The organism is Mycobacterium neglectum (assembly GCF_002591975.1).
In the GTDB taxonomy this organism is placed as follows: Bacteria; Actinomycetota; Actinomycetes; order Mycobacteriales; family Mycobacteriaceae; genus Mycobacterium; species Mycobacterium neglectum.
On sequence record NZ_NVQE01000010.1, the window covers coordinates 89,868 to 105,009 of the forward strand.

The 15,142-nt window shown below is 65.1% G+C and carries 14 protein-coding genes; 10 read left to right on the forward strand and 4 right to left on the reverse strand.

Features of this window, described 5'->3' with window-relative positions:
* Nucleotides 1–6: 6 nt before the first annotated feature.
* Together CSQ99_RS10625 and hisN are read right to left on the reverse strand one after the other, a co-directional pair.
* Complete coding sequence (locus CSQ99_RS10625) at nucleotides 7–1,443, reverse strand: WS/DGAT/MGAT family O-acyltransferase (protein WP_099039015.1); 1,437 nt, start codon at nucleotides 1,441–1,443, stop codon at nucleotides 7–9.
* Between the two features lie 30 nt (nucleotides 1,444–1,473).
* Nucleotides 1,474–2,253, reverse strand: coding sequence for a histidinol-phosphatase (gene hisN / locus CSQ99_RS10630; protein ID WP_099039016.1), 780 nt, complete (start codon nucleotides 2,251–2,253; stop codon nucleotides 1,474–1,476).
* Between the two features lie 124 nt (nucleotides 2,254–2,377).
* Between hisN and CSQ99_RS10635 the strand changes: the two genes are divergently transcribed.
* A complete protein-coding gene (locus CSQ99_RS10635) occupies nucleotides 2,378–2,734 on the forward strand; it encodes a hypothetical protein (protein WP_218014586.1) in 357 nt (118 codons plus the stop codon).
* Nucleotides 2,735–2,739: 5 nt separating this feature from the next.
* On the opposite strand, the gene CSQ99_RS10640 is transcribed toward CSQ99_RS10635, so the two are convergent.
* On the reverse strand, nucleotides 2,740–4,116 hold the full coding sequence (locus CSQ99_RS10640; RefSeq protein ID WP_099039018.1) for an FAD-dependent oxidoreductase: 1,377 nt from the start codon (nucleotides 4,114–4,116) through the stop codon (nucleotides 2,740–2,742).
* A gap of 162 nt (nucleotides 4,117–4,278) precedes the next feature.
* Here CSQ99_RS10640 and prfB point away from each other — a divergent pair, with 162 nt between their 5' ends.
* The 8 genes from prfB (at nucleotide 4,279) to CSQ99_RS10680 (ending at nucleotide 12,137) form a co-directional block, all read left to right on the forward strand.
* Entirely contained in the window at nucleotides 4,279–5,394 is a 1,116-nt protein-coding gene (prfB, locus tag CSQ99_RS10645; RefSeq protein ID WP_099039019.1) for a peptide chain release factor 2, read from the forward strand.
* The gene (locus tag CSQ99_RS10650; protein ID WP_099039020.1) at nucleotides 5,384–6,367 is read left to right on the forward strand and encodes a mechanosensitive ion channel family protein; all 984 of its coding nucleotides are present in this window, start codon (nucleotides 5,384–5,386) and stop codon (nucleotides 6,365–6,367) included. The genes prfB and CSQ99_RS10650 overlap by 11 nt, the downstream gene beginning before the upstream one ends.
* The gene (locus CSQ99_RS10655) at nucleotides 6,364–6,837 is read left to right on the forward strand and encodes an Rv3103c family proline-rich protein (RefSeq protein ID WP_245908845.1); all 474 of its coding nucleotides are present in this window, start codon (nucleotides 6,364–6,366) and stop codon (nucleotides 6,835–6,837) included. The genes CSQ99_RS10650 and CSQ99_RS10655 overlap by 4 nt, the downstream gene beginning before the upstream one ends.
* A gap of 35 nt (nucleotides 6,838–6,872) precedes the next feature.
* Entirely contained in the window at nucleotides 6,873–7,562 is a 690-nt protein-coding gene (gene ftsE, locus CSQ99_RS10660) for a cell division ATP-binding protein FtsE (protein ID WP_099039021.1), read from the forward strand.
* Nucleotides 7,562–8,458, forward strand: coding sequence for a permease-like cell division protein FtsX (ftsX, locus tag CSQ99_RS10665; RefSeq protein WP_099039022.1), 897 nt, complete (start codon nucleotides 7,562–7,564; stop codon nucleotides 8,456–8,458). The genes ftsE and ftsX overlap by 1 nt, the downstream gene beginning before the upstream one ends.
* 2 nt (nucleotides 8,459–8,460) lie before the next feature.
* The gene (gene smpB, locus CSQ99_RS10670; protein WP_099039023.1) at nucleotides 8,461–8,964 is read left to right on the forward strand and encodes an SsrA-binding protein SmpB; all 504 of its coding nucleotides are present in this window, start codon (nucleotides 8,461–8,463) and stop codon (nucleotides 8,962–8,964) included.
* Nucleotides 8,961–9,806, forward strand: coding sequence for an EamA family transporter (locus CSQ99_RS10675; protein WP_483869960.1), 846 nt, complete (start codon nucleotides 8,961–8,963; stop codon nucleotides 9,804–9,806). Before smpB ends, CSQ99_RS10675 begins: the two co-directional genes overlap by 4 nt.
* A 135-nt stretch (nucleotides 9,807–9,941) precedes the next feature.
* A complete protein-coding gene (locus tag CSQ99_RS10680) occupies nucleotides 9,942–12,137 on the forward strand; it encodes a putative bifunctional diguanylate cyclase/phosphodiesterase (protein ID WP_099039068.1) in 2,196 nt (731 codons plus the stop codon).
* Nucleotides 12,138–12,171: 34 nt separating this feature from the next.
* Here the strand turns inward: CSQ99_RS10680 and CSQ99_RS10685 are convergent, their stop codons facing one another.
* Nucleotides 12,172–12,738, reverse strand: coding sequence for a TetR/AcrR family transcriptional regulator (locus tag CSQ99_RS10685; protein WP_099039025.1), 567 nt, complete (start codon nucleotides 12,736–12,738; stop codon nucleotides 12,172–12,174).
* 192 nt (nucleotides 12,739–12,930) lie between these two features.
* Between CSQ99_RS10685 and CSQ99_RS10690 the strand changes: the two genes are divergently transcribed.
* A complete protein-coding gene (locus tag CSQ99_RS10690; RefSeq protein WP_176560970.1) occupies nucleotides 12,931–15,141 on the forward strand; it encodes an MMPL family transporter in 2,211 nt (736 codons plus the stop codon).
* Nucleotide 15,142: the final 1 nt, after the last annotated feature.

The following is a 15,142-nucleotide window of genomic DNA, read 5'->3' on the forward strand; positions in this document are numbered from 1 at the left end:
GTGGCGCTATTTGGTCGTGCCCAGGAGCTCGTCGAATGCGGCCTGCATGCACTCGGCGTAGTGCGCGGGGTCCGGTAGTGCGTTGCGGTCCGCGGTGACGCCCATCGAGACGGTTCCGTTGTAGCTCGCGATGACGTGGAACAGGTTCATTCCCGCGATCAACGGCCCCATGCCCGTCACCCGGACTAGGCGTGCGCCCGCGAAATAGATCGGCACGTCGGGGCCTGGCACATTGCTCACGGTGGTGTTGGCGATCGTCGGACTACTGAACGGCATTGCCGAGGCCGCCTTGACCGTCAGGCCCAACAGCGTGGTGGGGACAAGGCCGACAAGCTCCATCAGTCGGCTGGTGTTCGATGTGTCGGAGTTCTCGCGGAAGGCAGACGATTCCGCGACGATCGATGCCAGTCTCTCGCGCGGGTCCGGCGAATCCGTTTGCAGCGACTGCAATCTGCCGAACAACCGGTTTCCCCCCGACCCCTTCTCGCTGGAATCCCGGATCGACGCCGGGCACGCGGCGACGAGTGTGTCGTCGGGCAATTCGTCGTGATCTTCGAGGTAGTGCCGCAGCGTCCCGCCGACGTAGGCGACCGCGACGTCGTTGATCGTCGCGCCGGGCACGCTGGCCTTGATGGCCTGAAAATCGGCTAGGTCATGAAAACGCGCCTCGAAAACCCGGTGGGGTGAGGCGGAATCGTTGAATCGGGTGGTCGGGGCGAACAGTGAACCGGACCCCGGCCCAAGCGCGGAGGCGACACCGCCGGCGAGTTTGGCAGGCAGGCCGGCCAAATCGCGAACTGCCTTCAGAGCGCTGGGAACCACGACGCTGGTGGCGCGCAAAGGATACTGCGCAATATTGACCGCGGTCTTCGACACCAGCGTCGCCGTCGACGGCAGTTCGCCGGGCTCCCAGGGGGTTTCGGGTGGATCGGGGCGCGGACCCTCAGGTGCGAGATCGTGCAGGGCGGCCATCAACTCGACGCTCTCCATCCCGTCGGCCGCACAGTGATGCAACTTCAGGCCCACCGCGAACGATCCCTTCGGGACGTCCGGCACCGAGTTCAGCCCTTCGATGACGGTCATCTCCCACGGCGGGCGACGCAAGTCGATCTGCCGGGCGTGGATGCGGGCGATCTGGATGCACAACTGCCGCCAGTCTCCCGGTTGCGGTAGCGCGATGTGACGGACGTGGTACTCGAGATCGAAATCGGGATCGTCCACCCAGTACGGCATGTGCAGGCCGCCAGGAAGCTCGGTCAGCCGCCGTCGGAAGGTCGGCGCGAGATGCAACCGGCCCTCGATCTCTTCGAGGATGCCTTTGTAGGTGACTCGGCCGCCCGGCGCCGTTGCCGGATCGTAGATCAGCAGCATCTGAATCTGCATCGGAGTCTCGGGCCGCTCGGCACGCAGCAACATATCGTCTGTCCAGCTCAGCTGCTGCACCTAAAGTTCCCCCTCGTTCAAACACCGGACTCACCGATCGAGTCGCGCCATCACCGCATCGTGCAGAAGCCCGTTGGTGGCCACCGCGCTGCCGCCGTGCGGACCCGCCTGCCCGGCGATGTCCGTGAACCGGCCACCGGCCTCGCGCACCAGGATGTCGAGCGCCGCCAGATCCCACAGCTTCACCTCGGGCTCGACGGCGATGTCGACCGCACCCTCGGCGACCAGGCAATAGGACCAGAAGTCGCCGTAGCCGCGCACCCGCCACACCTCGTCGGTCAGTTCCAAAAATCGTGGACGCAGTCCATCCCAGCCGGTGGTGAGATCGGAGTACGTCAGGCTCGCCGAGGCGATGTCGTCGACGCCCGACACCGCAATGCGCCGGGTCTGGCCGCCGAAGGACGTGAACGCGCCTTCGCCGCGGCCTGCCCACCATCGCCGGTGCAATGCCGGAGCGCTGACGACGCCCACCACGGGGATCCCGTCGTCGAGCAAGGCGATCAATGTGGCCCACACCGGGACGCCGCGGACGAAGTTCTTGGTCCCGTCGATGGGGTCGACGACCCATTGACGGCCGGTGAAAACCGCTGTGCCGCCGAACTCTTCGCCAAGCACGACGTCGTCGGGCCGCTGCGCCGCAAGAGCCTCGCGGACTTGCTCCTCGACCGAGCGGTCGGCATCGGTCACGGGGGTGAGGTCGGGTTTCGTCTCGATGCGCAGATCGAGCGCGCCGAAACGGTCCAGCGTCTGCGCGTCGGCCGCATCGGCCATCTGCAATGCGAAGGCGATGTCATCGCGGACTGTTTTCATTCCTCGACTCCCGCTCGCTCCGGTCCGCGCTCGTTCCTCGTCCCCTGCCCTCCGGGCGTGGGCCCAGCGATCCTCACTCGCGTTCGTCTTCGGGACGTCATGCCTCACGTCCTACCATGTCGGTGTGTGGGAATTCGTAATGATCCTGATCATGGTCGGCGCGCTCGTTGCCATCGCCGCACCATGGATCATGCGGCGGCGAGGCTCGGGCAGCGATTGGATGCAGGGCCAGCTGCTGGTGACCGGTGTCAGCCCGCGCCCCGATGGCGTCTCGGGTGAACAGCTCGTCACGATCACCGGCGTCATCAACGGGCCGACCGTCAACGAGCACGTGGTCTATCAGCAGATGGCGGTCGATGTCGATCAATGGCCGATGATTTCGCAGCTCTTTCCCGTCGCCTACTCGCCCAAGAACCCGGACAACTGGCGATTCGCACCGTCGGCGCCCCCGCCGGCGCCGCCCGGACCGGAGATTTACTAGTCGCCTCAGCCGTGGCCGATGCGCAGCAGTTCGGCGACGCTGGTCAGCTTCACCCGCGGCCTGCCATGCGGTTCTCCGGATGTGCGTTCGTGTTCGTCGATCAGCTTCCAGTGGTCGTCGGTGATCACCTTCGGCTGCCGCTCGACAAACCATTCCGCCAACTGCTCGGCGTGATCGCTGCCGAAATCTGACAGCGACGCCGACGACAGATCGGCGACCAACGTGTCGACGGTTTCCTGCGAGTCGCTCTTGTTGCTGCCGATGACGCCCGTGGGACCGCGCTTGATCCAGCCGACGACGTACTCGTTGCGGCTGCCGTCGATGCGGCCATCGGTGTGCGGAATGGTGCCGTTGCGCTCGTGAAACGGCAGACCGTCCAATTTCACCCCGCGATAGCCGACGGCGCGCACCACCAGCTGGGCCGGCACCTCTTCGCGTTCTCCGGTGTCCCTCGCGACGACACGGCCGTCCTCTTCGACCAGTTCGTTGCGGCCCAGCACGATGGACTCGACCTTGTCGGTGCCCTTGATCTCGATCGGCGAGGTGCGGAACCGGAACACGATGCGGCGCTTGGCACCCTTGGGTGTCTGCTCGCCGTAGCCGCGCAACACCTTGATGTTGTTCTTGACGGTCTTGCCGGCCGCTTCGAGATCCTCGTCGGAGATATCGGCGAAGTCGGCCGGGTCGATGATCACGTCGACGTCGCCCAGCCCTTCGAGCGCGCCGAGTTCGCGCAGTTCCAGCGTGGTGAACGGCGCCTGCAGCGGCCCGCGCCTGCCGATGATGACGACTTCCTCGACACCGCGGTCGTGCAGGATCTGCAGCGCATGGTCGGCGATGTCGGTGGACCCCAGCACGTCGGGGTCGGTGACGAGGATCCGCGCTACGTCGATCGCGACGTTGCCGTTGCCGACGACGATCGCCCGCCCGGTCGACAGATCCGGTGCCATCTCCTCGAAGTGGGGGTGTGCGTTGTACCAACCCACGAAGTCGACGGCGGGCACGCTGCCCGGTAGGTCCTCGCCGGGGATGCCCAGCGAGCGATCCGACTGCGCGCCGACCGCATAGATCACCGCGTCGTAACGTTCGGCGAGCTCAGCGGCCTGCACGTGGTCGCCGACCACGATGTTGCCGAAGAACCGGAACCTGGGGTCCAGCGCGGTCTTCTCGAACTGCGCGCTGATCGACTTGATCTTGGGGTGGTCGGGTGCGACGCCGGAGCGCACCAGACCCCACGGCGTCGGCAGCATCTCCAGCATGTCGACGCGGACATCCGCGTGGTTTTCCCCGGCGTCTTGAGCGTCGGCGAATTTCAGAAGCGAAGCAGCAGCGAAGTAGCCCGAGGGGCCTGAGCCGACGATCGCTACGTGGTATGGGCGCATGAATACCTTTTGTTGAAGGTGTGTCGCTGCCCGGCCACGCGCAGGGGGCTGTCGCGTCGTGGCTGGGCTGTTGCCATCTCCGATGCTAAACGGGCACGCCGTCGGATTGCCGCGAGTCACGGATAAGTGTGTCGGGTTCTCTCACAGGTACCCTGAATTCCCGTGGATCCCGACCGGCAAGCCGACATCGCAGCACTTGACTCCACCCTGACCACGGTGGAGCGGGTGCTCGACGTCGAGGGTCTGCGGGTCCGGATCGAAAAACTCGAACACGAGGCCTCCGACCCCAACCTGTGGGACGACCAGTCCCGGGCGCAGAAGGTCACCAGCGAGTTGTCCCACACCCAAGGCGAGCTGCGCCGCGTCGAGGAACTTCGGCAGCGCCTCGACGACCTCCCCGTGCTCTACGAGATGGCCGCCGAAGAACAGGGAGCGGGTGCTGCGGAAGCTCAGGCCGAGGCCGACACCGAGCTCAAGAAGCTGCGCGAGGACCTCGAGGCGCTGGAGGTCCGCACGTTGCTGTCCGGCGAGTACGACTCGCGTGAGGCGCTGCTCAATATCCGATCCGGCGCGGGCGGCGTGGATGCGGCGGACTGGGCCGAGATGTTGATGCGGATGTACGTGCGCTGGGCCGAGCAGCACAACTACCCGGTCGAGGTGTTCGATACGTCCTACGCCGAAGAGGCCGGCATCAAGAGCGCGACGTTCGCGGTGCATGCGCCGTACGCCTACGGCACGCTGTCGGTGGAGCAGGGCACGCACCGTTTGGTGCGCATCAGCCCGTTCGACAATCAGGGCAGGCGCCAGACGTCGTTCGCCGAAGTGGAAGTGCTGCCCGTCACCGAAACCACTGACCACATCGACATTCCCGAAACCGACGTGCGCGTCGACGTGTACCGATCCAGCGGACCGGGCGGCCAGTCGGTGAACACCACCGACTCGGCGGTTCGGCTCACGCACATCCCGACCGGTATCGTGGTCACCTGCCAGAACGAGAAGTCACAGCTGCAGAACAAGGTCTCGGCGATGCGCGTTCTCCAGGCAAAGTTGTTGGAGCGCAAGCGTTTAGAAGAGCGCGCCGAGATGGACGCATTGAAGAGCGATAGTGGAAGCTCGTGGGGAAACCAGATGCGTTCCTACGTATTACACCCGTATCAAATGGTAAAGGACTTGCGCACCGAGTACGAGGTCGGCAATCCGGCTGCAGTACTGGACGGAGATATCGACGGATTCCTTGAGGCCGGGATCCGTTGGCGCAATAGGAAAGATGACGAATAACAACCTGATCGCATTCGCCCTGGAAGACCGGTGGACCGGTTTTTGGCAGGGCACCATCGGCGTGTGGCTCCTCGAGCGCGGCGTGCCGATCGCGCTGTATTTGATCGGCGGTCTGCTGGCCGCACGGTTCATCAACTGGTCGGCACGGCGGGTCGTGAAGCGCATCGACGCCGAATACCAGGAGAGCGACCAGCTGGTGCGCACCGAGAGTGCCAAGCACCGGCAGGCCGTCGCGTCGGTCATCTCGTGGGTGACGGTGGCGCTGCTCTTCGTGATCGTGATCATGCAGGTCACCTCGATCCTTGCGATCCCGGTCGGCTCGCTGGTCGCGCCCGCCGCGGTGCTGGGTGCCGCACTCGGATTCGGCGCGCAGCGCGTGGTGCAGGATCTGCTGTCGGGGTTCTTCATCATCACTGAAAAGCAGTACGGCTTCGGCGATCTGGTGTCGTTGACCGTCGCCGGTATCGCGCTGCCGGCAGAGGGCACGGTGGAAGACGTCACCCTTCGCGTCACCAAACTGCGCTCCAGCGAGGGGGAGATGTTCACCATCCCCAACGGTCAGATCGTCAAGACGGTGAACCTGTCCAAGGACTGGGCCCGCGCGGTCATCGACATCCCGGTGCCGACGGCGGCGGATCTCAACGTCGTCAACGATCTGTTGCATGGTGTTGCCGAGAAGGCGATGGAAGACCCTGGCCTCAGGGCGCTGCTGCTCGACGCACCGCAGCTGATGGGTGTGGAAAGCATCGAACTCGACACCGTGAACCTGCGGATGGTGGCTCGCACCCTGCCGGGCAAGCAGTTCGAGGTCGGCCGCCGCATCCGCGTCCTCGTCGTGCGTGCGCTGCGGCGCGCCGGCATCGTTTCGTCGACCGATGCCGCGACGACGCCGAAGGTGGAGGCCCTCGTGCACCCGGCGACGTCGACTGGCGCGGCGAGCGAAACGCAGGGCCCGCCGGAGGATCGCAAATGACGTCCTGGTTGAAGTTCAAGCTCGGGGGCCGGATGCGGGTCTCGACGGCGGTGCTCATCGTCGCGTTCGTCGCGCTGTTCTGGGTGTACCACAACTTCGAACCCGCCCCGAAGCCCGAAGCGCCCGTGCCTGCGGTCGTACCGCCTGGCTTCGTGCCCGACCCCAACTACACATGGGTGCCCCGGACCAACGTGCGACGGCCCAAGGAGCCGATGGAGACCACGACGACGACCACCACCACGCCGACGCCGACCACCACGAGCCCGACGGACACCACGAGTCCCACGTCGCCGACGTCACCGACGTCGCCGACGTCACCGACCTCGACCACCCCGACGACCACCGTGGTGGATCCCGACGGTTTCGGCCCGTTGCCGCCGACGACGCAGACGATCGTCACGCCCACTCAGGTGAGCCCGGCACCGGCCGCGCCCGGGCCCGCACCGGCCACGACAGCTCCGCAGAGCTAGTCGGACCCGTCCCCCCGCTACACTGGCGTGCCGTGATGATCATCCTTGACCATGTCTCGAAGATGTATAAATCGTCAGCGCGACCCGCGCTCGACAATGTGTCGGTCAAGATCGACAAGGGTGAGTTCGTCTTCCTCATCGGCCCGTCGGGTTCGGGCAAGTCGACGTTCATGCGGCTGCTGCTCGCCGAAGAGACACCCTCATCGGGGGACATCCGGGTGTCGAAGTTCCACGTCAACAAGTTGGCGGGCCGCCATGTCCCCAGCCTGCGGCAGGTGCTGGGCTGTGTGTTCCAGGACTTCCGGCTGTTGCAGCAGAAGACGGTGTTCGAGAACGTCGCTTTCGCGCTGGAGGTCATCGGGAAGCGCTCCGAGGTGATCAACCGCGTGGTGCCTGATGTGCTGGAGATGGTCGGCCTGTCCGGCAAGGCCAACCGGCTGCCCACCGAGCTGTCCGGCGGTGAGCAGCAGCGTGTGGCCATTGCCCGGGCGTTCGTCAACCGGCCGCTGGTGTTGCTTGCTGACGAGCCCACCGGCAACCTCGACCCCGAGACCAGCAAGGACATCATGGATCTACTCGAGCGCATCAACCGCACCGGGACGACGGTGGTGATGGCGACCCACGACCACCACATCGTCGACTCGATGCGGCAGCGCGTCGTGGAGTTGGAATTGGGCAGGCTGGTTCGCGATGAGCAGCGCGGCGTCTACGGAATGGATCGCTAGTGCGCTTCGGATTCCTCATCAATGAGGTCCTCACCGGTTTCCGTCGCAATGTGACGATGACGATCGCGATGATCCTCACCACCGCGATCTCGATCGGCCTGTTCGGCGGCGGCCTGCTCGTCGTGCGGCTGGCCGACCAGTCGCGTGACATCTATCTGGACCGTGTCGAGAGCCAGGTCTTCCTGACCAACGACGTCTCCGCCAACGACCCGACATGTGACGCCGATCCGTGCAAGGCGCTGCGTCAGCAGATCGAGGACCGCGACGATGTGCGCTCGGTGCGGTTCCTCAACCGCGAAGAGGCCTACGCCGATGCGGTGAAGAAGTTCCCGGAGTTCAAGGAGTTCGCCGGACAGGATGCGTTCCCGTCGTCGTTCATCGTCAAGCTGGACGACCCCGAACAGCATCAGAAGTTCGACGAGGCCATGGCCGGCCAGCCCGGCGTACAGCAGGTGCTCAACCAGAAGGTGTTGATCGACCGCTTGTTCGCCGTGCTCGACGGTGTCAGAAACGCGGCGTTCGCAGTCGCCTTCGTGCAGGCGATCGGCGCAATTCTGCTGATAGCCAACATGGTTCAAGTGGCCGCGTACACCCGCCGAACCGAGATCGGCATCATGCGACTCGTCGGCGCCAGCCGGTGGTACACCCAGCTGCCGTTCCTTGTCGAAGCGATGCTGGCGGCGTTCCTCGGTGTCGTCATCGCGATCGTCGGGCTCATCCTGGTCCGCGCCCTGTTCCTGGAAAGTGCTCTCGATCAGTTCTATCGGGCGAACCTGATCGCCAAGGTGGACTACGCGGACGTGGTGTACTTCAGCGCGCCGTGGATGTTGTTCCTCGGCCTGGCGATGTCGGGCGTCACCGCGTACGTCACGCTGCGGCTGTACGTCCGAAGATAGCCATGGCCCGAAAATCAAGCCCTGCAGCCGACTCCGCAAAGTCCAACAACAAGGTCGTCGCGACGAATCGGCGAGCGCGGCACAACTATTCGGTTCTCGAGACGTTCGAGGCCGGCGTGCAGTTGGTCGGCACCGAGGTGAAGAGTCTGCGTGACGGGCAGGCATCGCTGGCCGACGCGTTCGCCACCATCGACGACGGCGAGGTGTGGCTGCGCAACCTGCACATCCCGGAGTATCACCACGGCAGCTGGACCAACCACACGCCGCGGCGCAACCGCAAATTGTTGTTGCACCGCAGCCAGATTGACAACCTGATCGGTCGGATTCGCGACGGCAACCTCACCCTCGTTCCGCTGTCGCTTTATTTCTCCGACGGCAAGGTCAAGGTCGAGTTGGCGTTGGCGCGCGGCAAGGAGGCCCGTGACAAGCGGCAGGACATCGCCAAGCGCGATGCGGACCGCGAGATCACCCGCGAACTCGGCCGCCGCGCCAAGGGCATGACCTGATCAGCTTCGTCACCGCGCTGATTGCGGCGCTCGGTTACGGCATAAGCGATTTCGTGGGCGGTATCGCGTCACGCCGGGTCGCCGCGCTGCGCGTGGTGGTCGTCTCCTACCCGGTGGCGCTGGTCCTGCTGACGGTGATCGCGATACCGGTCGGGGGAGTGATCTCGACCCCGGCGGTGGTGTGGGGGTTGCTTTCCGGTGTCGCGCAGGCGTTCGGCGTCTGGTGGTTCTATGCCGCGTTGGGCGCGGGACCGATCTCGGTCGTATCACCCCTGACGGCAATTCTCGTCGCGGGCATTCCCGTCGGCGTCGGGTTGGCGTTCGGTGAGCGGCCGGGTCCGCTGGCGATCGTCGGCATTGTCGTCGCGCTGGTGGCAGTCGTGCTCGTCAGCCGTGACGCGTCCGACGAAGATGTGACGCCACACAAGTTCAGCGCGAAGGTGGCGTGGCTGACGGTCGGCTCCGGCGTGGCGTTCGGCATGAACTTCGTCCTGCTCGACCAGGTGCCGGTCGACGCCGAGCTGTGGCCCCTGGTTTTCGGCAGGCTCGCCGCCACGGCGATCGTGCTGCTGGCGGCCGCGTTCACCGCCAACCTGGTCATCGAACGGGGCGTGCCGTTGCGGCTTGCGCTCACGGCGGCCGTGCTCGACACGATCGCCAACGTCGCCACGCTGCTGGCGCTGCAGTCCGGAATGCTGTCGCTGGCGGGCGTGCTGATCGCTCTGTATCCGGCCGCAACCGTGTTGCTTGCAATTGTCATACTCCGGGAGCGTGTAACTCGCTCGCAAACTATCGGCATGGCGCTAGCGTTGACGGCAGTCGCGATGATCGCCGCCGGGTAACGGTCGTCGTCCCTGCACCTCGGGACCTAAAAAGCAGGTCAGCCGAAGGATAGGAGGCGCGTGGCAACGGACGCTAGAGGAGCGCGCCTGATCCTCATCGCAGCCACCGTCACTGCGCTGGCGGTGGTCAACGCCATGGCGCCGTGGGGCCAGGCAGCCGCCCATCGCGGCGAAGTGATTTTGCAGCTGACCGCCGGCCTTTGTGCGACCGCTTGGGCAATCACCACTGCATGGCGCCTCAGCGCGAGAGCGCGCTGGTGGCGACTTATCTTTGCCGGGGCGGCGGTGTGCTGGCTGCTTGGTCACGTGTTTCGGTGGACCACCACCGGCGGGGTGGCAAAGGTGGGTGCGAGCGCCGCCTACCTGACGGCGACCGCGCTGGCTGCAGTTGCGGTGATTCTGCTTGTGAACGCCAGCGACAGCATGTCCGGAACGGCAAGGAGCCAGTGGCGGGCACTCTCGGTCGCCAACGTCCTCGACGGAGTTGTCGCCGGTATCGCGTTCCTGATCCTCGCGGCTATGAGTGGTTTCCGCACTGGCGCGATTGCTGCGGTTCCCCGGTCGGGAGTCGCGGCCGTTGAGATCGTTTACGTTCTGCTCGAGGTGTTCATCGTCGCGGTCGTGGTACTGATCGCGATGATCTACGATCCGGGCCGCCCATCTCGGGCGACCTATCTGCTGATGGCCGGCGGGCTGGTCACGATGGCTGCGGCCGACAGGATGGTCGCCTACTTCCGCTCAGTGGGCATGGAGAGTGGCGAACTGTGGGCCGGGATCGGGCTGATCGTCGGCCCGCTGTTGATTGCGTTCGCGATGCTTGACTCGTGGCCGTGGGGCAAAGATCGTGCGAACCGCGGCAGCGACTGGGCGCAGCTGATACTGCCCTACTGCGGATTTATCGGCCTCGCACTGCTTTTCGCGTTTCATGTGATTAACGGGCACACGCTGTCGCCGCTGGCGGTCATCGCCGCGGTGGCGATGGTCATTCTGGTGACTGCGCGCCAAGTAGTTGCAATGCGTGCTCAGAATCTGTTGACCCAGCGCCTGTATCGCGCGCAGAAACGCCTCGCGTACCAGTTGCACCACGACGCGCTGACTGGGTTACCCAATCGGATCCTGTTTGCCCAGCGGCTCGACGAGGCGATGCGGGACGGGAAGTTCATGCTGATTTTCGTCGACCTCGATGACTTCAAAGAGGTGAACGACCGCTTCGGCCATGCAGCTGGCGACGAATTGCTGTGCGCCATAGGGGGTCGCCTCAAACGCTGCGTGCGGGACACCGACACGCTGGCGCGAATCGGCGGAGACGAGTTCGCGGTGTTGATCGACGGCGAATCCGAACAGCTGGAAGACGCCGCGGAGCGGCTGCGGGTGGCGCTGAGGGATCCGTTCGCGCTGCAAGGATCCGCGGTACGGGTCAAAGCGAGTATGGGTCTGGTAAGGCCGGGGGCCGACGGTGTGGCCCAGACGTCCGATGATCTGCTGAGGCAGGCCGACATCTCGATGTACGCGGGCAAGAGGCTCGGCAAGGACACCGCTGTGGTGTATCAACCGTCGTCGGGCGCAACCATCGATTTCCCGACGGCACTTCGCGACGCCGACGGCGGCGCCCCGCCCGGCTTCCGCCTCGTCTACCAAGTCGTGGTGCGGTTGCCCGACGGCATCCCCGTCGCGGTCGAAGCCCTCGCGAGGTGGACCACGCCGACCGGAATCGAGATGTCCCCTGAGACATTCGTCGCCGCGGCGGAGGCGGCGGGGCTCGGCGCAGACCTCGACGCGCTAGTCCTGGACTTGGCGTTCCGTGACGTCCGGGAGGCGGGCCTGGACCTCGACGTCCATGTGAACTTCGGCGCAGGCCGGCTGGGCAACCCCGCGTTCGAGCAGCAGGTGCGGCGGGCGTTGGTGCGACATCACTTCCCGCCGAGCCGGCTCGTCGTGGAGATCACCGAGACGCTGCCGATCGTCGATCTCGGCCACGCCGCGACCCAGATCAAGCGGATGAATGAATTCGGAGTGAAGGTGGCGCTGGACGATTTCGGCGCCGGGTTCAACTCGCTGATGTATCTGCACGCCCTACCGGTGCAGATCGTCAAGCTGGACCGGGGTCTGGCGTCCGCCGATCCGGCGCGGGACCTGACGCTGTATCGCTCGGTCATTCGTCTGTGCCACGAACAGGGTCTGGACGTCATCGTTGAGGGCATCGAGTCGGTCGCCCAGTCCGAAATGGTGCACCGCGCGGGCGGTCGCCTGGCCCAGGGACATCTGTTCGGGTATCCGGTGCCGATCGCCGAACTCACCTTGACCCCTCCCGTGCGCGTCGAGCGGGTCTGAGTCGCAGACTGCCGCGAGCGACCGTGTTCCCTCGCTATGACGGTGGCGGCGGACCGACGAGCAGCTGCTGGAAAACCGGTCCGGCCCATCTGCTGAGCTCTTCGCGACTGAGGTTCGCAATCGGGGGATTGGCGAGCACCGAGCGGGTCATCGCCAGGCCGATGACGAACGCATCCGTCAGTGCGATGCGCACGCTGTCGTTGTCGGGTGTGACCGACTGCAATGCCGGTGCCACATTCGTGGCCAGCGTCTCGTTGATCGTCTCGGCGGCCACCCGGCTGGTGCCCGCAGCGCGCAGGAGCGCCAGGAAGGTGTCGTCGTCCTCCCACACCGCGAAGTACCGCGGCAACAACATGTCCGGGATATCGTTCGACTTCGCGCCGTCGAGATCCGGCAGTTCGATCTTGAACTCGGTCGCCGTCGCGAACAGGTCTTCTTTGCTGCCGAAGTAGCGGCTGACAAGGGCGGCATCGACGCCGACGTCGGCCGCTATCGCGCGGAGCGTGGTGGGTTCGTACCCGTCTGTCGCGAATCGACGGCGTGCGGCCGCCAGGATGTCAGCCCGAGTCTTGGCGGCGTTGCGTGGTCTCGGTGTGGCCATCGCCAAATGCTATGTCATCAGCTGTTGACTTCCGGGGCGTACGGTCTTACTGTGCTAAGTCATCGACGGATGACAATTCTCAACAAATGTTGAGATACCAGGTGAGCGGGTGATTTCATGGTTATCATCGCCAGACACAGGCAGATTATCCCGACCGGGCCCCGCGCGGGGGCCTCCCCTCCGAAGGTGGGAATTTTGCAACGCATCGCTCATCTCGCAATCGCTGCACCGCGGCGGATGCTCGTACTCGCCGCGCTCGTGGCGGTGGCTACCGGCATCTTCGGCGTGCCGGTCGCAAAGAGCCTGTGCGCATGTGGTCTCGAGGACCCCTCGTCCGAATCCGCCCAGGCGAAGGAGCTGCTGACGGACAAGTTCGGCGTCGGCGATGTTCAGATGGCGATCACCGTCAGCGCGCCGGACGGGGCAGACGGCAGTGCTGCACGCACGGTAGGCACGGAGATGGTCAACGAACTGACGCGCTCGCCGCACGTCACGTCGGTCACGTCGTTGTGGACGGCGTCGCCGGCTGAGCGCGCGGCTCTGGTCAGCATCGACGGTAGGTCCGGGCTGATCGTGGTCGGCATCGCCGGCGACGAGAGCAGCACCCAGGAGGACGCAAAGAGGTTGTCGGACAATCTCATTCGCGACCGAGATGGTGTGACGGTACGTGCGGGCGGTGAAGCGATGATGAACGTCGAGATCACCGAACAATCCCAGCACGACCTGCTGCTCATGGAGTCCTTGGCGATTCCCATCAGCTTCCTCGTCCTCGTCTGGGTGTTCGGCGGTCTGCTGGCTGCGGCGATTCCGCTCGCGGTCGGCGGTATGGCGATTCTGGGGGCGCTTGCCGTGCTCCGCGGTGTGACCAGCTTTGCGGACGTCTCCATTTTCGCGCTGAACCTCAGCGCCGCAATGGGTTTGGCGCTCGCCATCGACTACACACTGCTGATCATCAGCCGGTACCGCGACGAGCTGGCCGGCGGCGCCGAGCGTGAGGATGCGCTGGTGACGACCATGGCGACGGCGGGGCGCACCGTTGTGTTCTCGGCAACGATCGTGGCCTTGTCGATGGCGGTGATGATCATCTTCCCGATGGCGTTCCTGAAGTCGTTCGCCTACGCGGGGGTGGCCACCGTCGCCTTCGCCGCCCTTGCGGCCCTATTTGTGACTCCCGCGGCACTGGTTGTGCTCGGCGATCGGTTGCAAACCTTCGATATTCGCCGACTGGTCCGCCGGATCCTCAAGCGGCCGGACCCTGTTGTGCGTCCCGTCGAGCAACAGTTCCTCTATCGCTGGACCAAAGCCGTCATGCGGCGCGCTCTGCCCGCCGGAACGGCTGTCGTCGTCCTGCTCGTGCTGCTCGGCGCCCCATTCCTCGGGGTGAAATGGGGCTTCCCCGACGACCGGGTACTCCCCGAGACAGCATCGGCGCATCGGGTCGGTGATGAGTTACGCGCCCAGTTCCCCGACGACTCGTCGACCGCTGTCAGCATCGCCGTGCCCGACGCAAGTGGCCTGACCGCGGCCGAGTTCGACGGATACGCGATAGACCTGACGAAGGTTGCGAACGTGGTGGGTGTGACGCCTGCCCGGGTGGTCGACGGGAGTGCGTATATGGCGGTTCACAGTACCGAACCGCTGTTCTCCGAATCGTCCGAAGCGCAACTCGATGCATTGCATGCAGTTACAGGGCCCGGGGGACGGGACGTACTCTTCGCGGGCACCGCGCAGGTGAACCGGGACAGCGTCGATGCGATCACGACTCGGCTACCGGTCGTGCTCGGGCTCATCGCCGTGATCATGTTTGCGGTCCTGTTCCTGCTCACCGGCAGCGTGATGATCCCGCTGAAAGCGTTGGTGCTCAACGTGCTGTCGCTGTCGGCGGCTTTCGGCGCAATGGTGTGGATCTTTCAGGAGGGACACCTCGGCGGACTCGGGACGACCACGACCGGAGTCCTGGTCGCCAGCATTCCAGTGCTGCTGTTCTGCATTGCTTTCGGGCTTTCGATGGACTACGAGGTCTTCCTGGTCTCCCGCATCCGCGAGTTCTGGCTGAAGACATCGAACAGCGACGAGAGCGTCGCGCTGGGGATCGCGCGCACCGGCAGGGTCGTGACGGCGGCCGCCGTCGTCATGTGCATCTCGTTCGCGGCGCTGATCGCCGCCCAGGTGTCGTTCATGCGGATGTTCGGCCTCGGCCTGACCCTGGCGATCCTGGTCGACGCCACTCTGGTCCGCATGGTCCTGCTCCCCGCGTTCATGCATGTCATGGGCAAGTGGAACTGGTGGGCGCCCACATGGATGTCCAGGATTCACGAGCGCTTCGGCATCGAAGACGGCCTCGCTTCGATTCGCAGTGAACCAGCAGGCATCGGATTGCGTGTCCAAGGAAAGGGAGAGTGAG

Excerpts from the sequence above, each read along its gene's own strand:
- CSQ99_RS10640 (WP_099039018.1), bottom strand. The coding sequence starts at position 4,116 with ATGCGCCCATACCACGTAGCGATCGTCGGCTCAGGCCCCTCGGGCTAC.
- CSQ99_RS10680 (WP_099039068.1), top strand. The coding sequence starts at position 9,942 with ATGGCGCCGTGGGGCCAGGCAGCCGCCCATCGCGGCGAAGTGATTTTG.
- CSQ99_RS10655 (WP_245908845.1), top strand. The coding sequence starts at position 6,364 with ATGACGTCCTGGTTGAAGTTCAAGCTCGGGGGCCGGATGCGGGTCTCG.
- smpB (WP_099039023.1), top strand. The coding sequence starts at position 8,461 with ATGGCCCGAAAATCAAGCCCTGCAGCCGACTCCGCAAAGTCCAACAAC.
- CSQ99_RS10650 (WP_099039020.1), top strand. The coding sequence starts at position 5,384 with ATGACGAATAACAACCTGATCGCATTCGCCCTGGAAGACCGGTGGACC.
- CSQ99_RS10685 (WP_099039025.1), bottom strand. The coding sequence starts at position 12,738 with ATGGCCACACCGAGACCACGCAACGCCGCCAAGACTCGGGCTGACATC.
- ftsE (WP_099039021.1), top strand. The coding sequence starts at position 6,873 with ATGATCATCCTTGACCATGTCTCGAAGATGTATAAATCGTCAGCGCGA.
- hisN (WP_099039016.1), bottom strand. The coding sequence starts at position 2,253 with ATGAAAACAGTCCGCGATGACATCGCCTTCGCATTGCAGATGGCCGAT.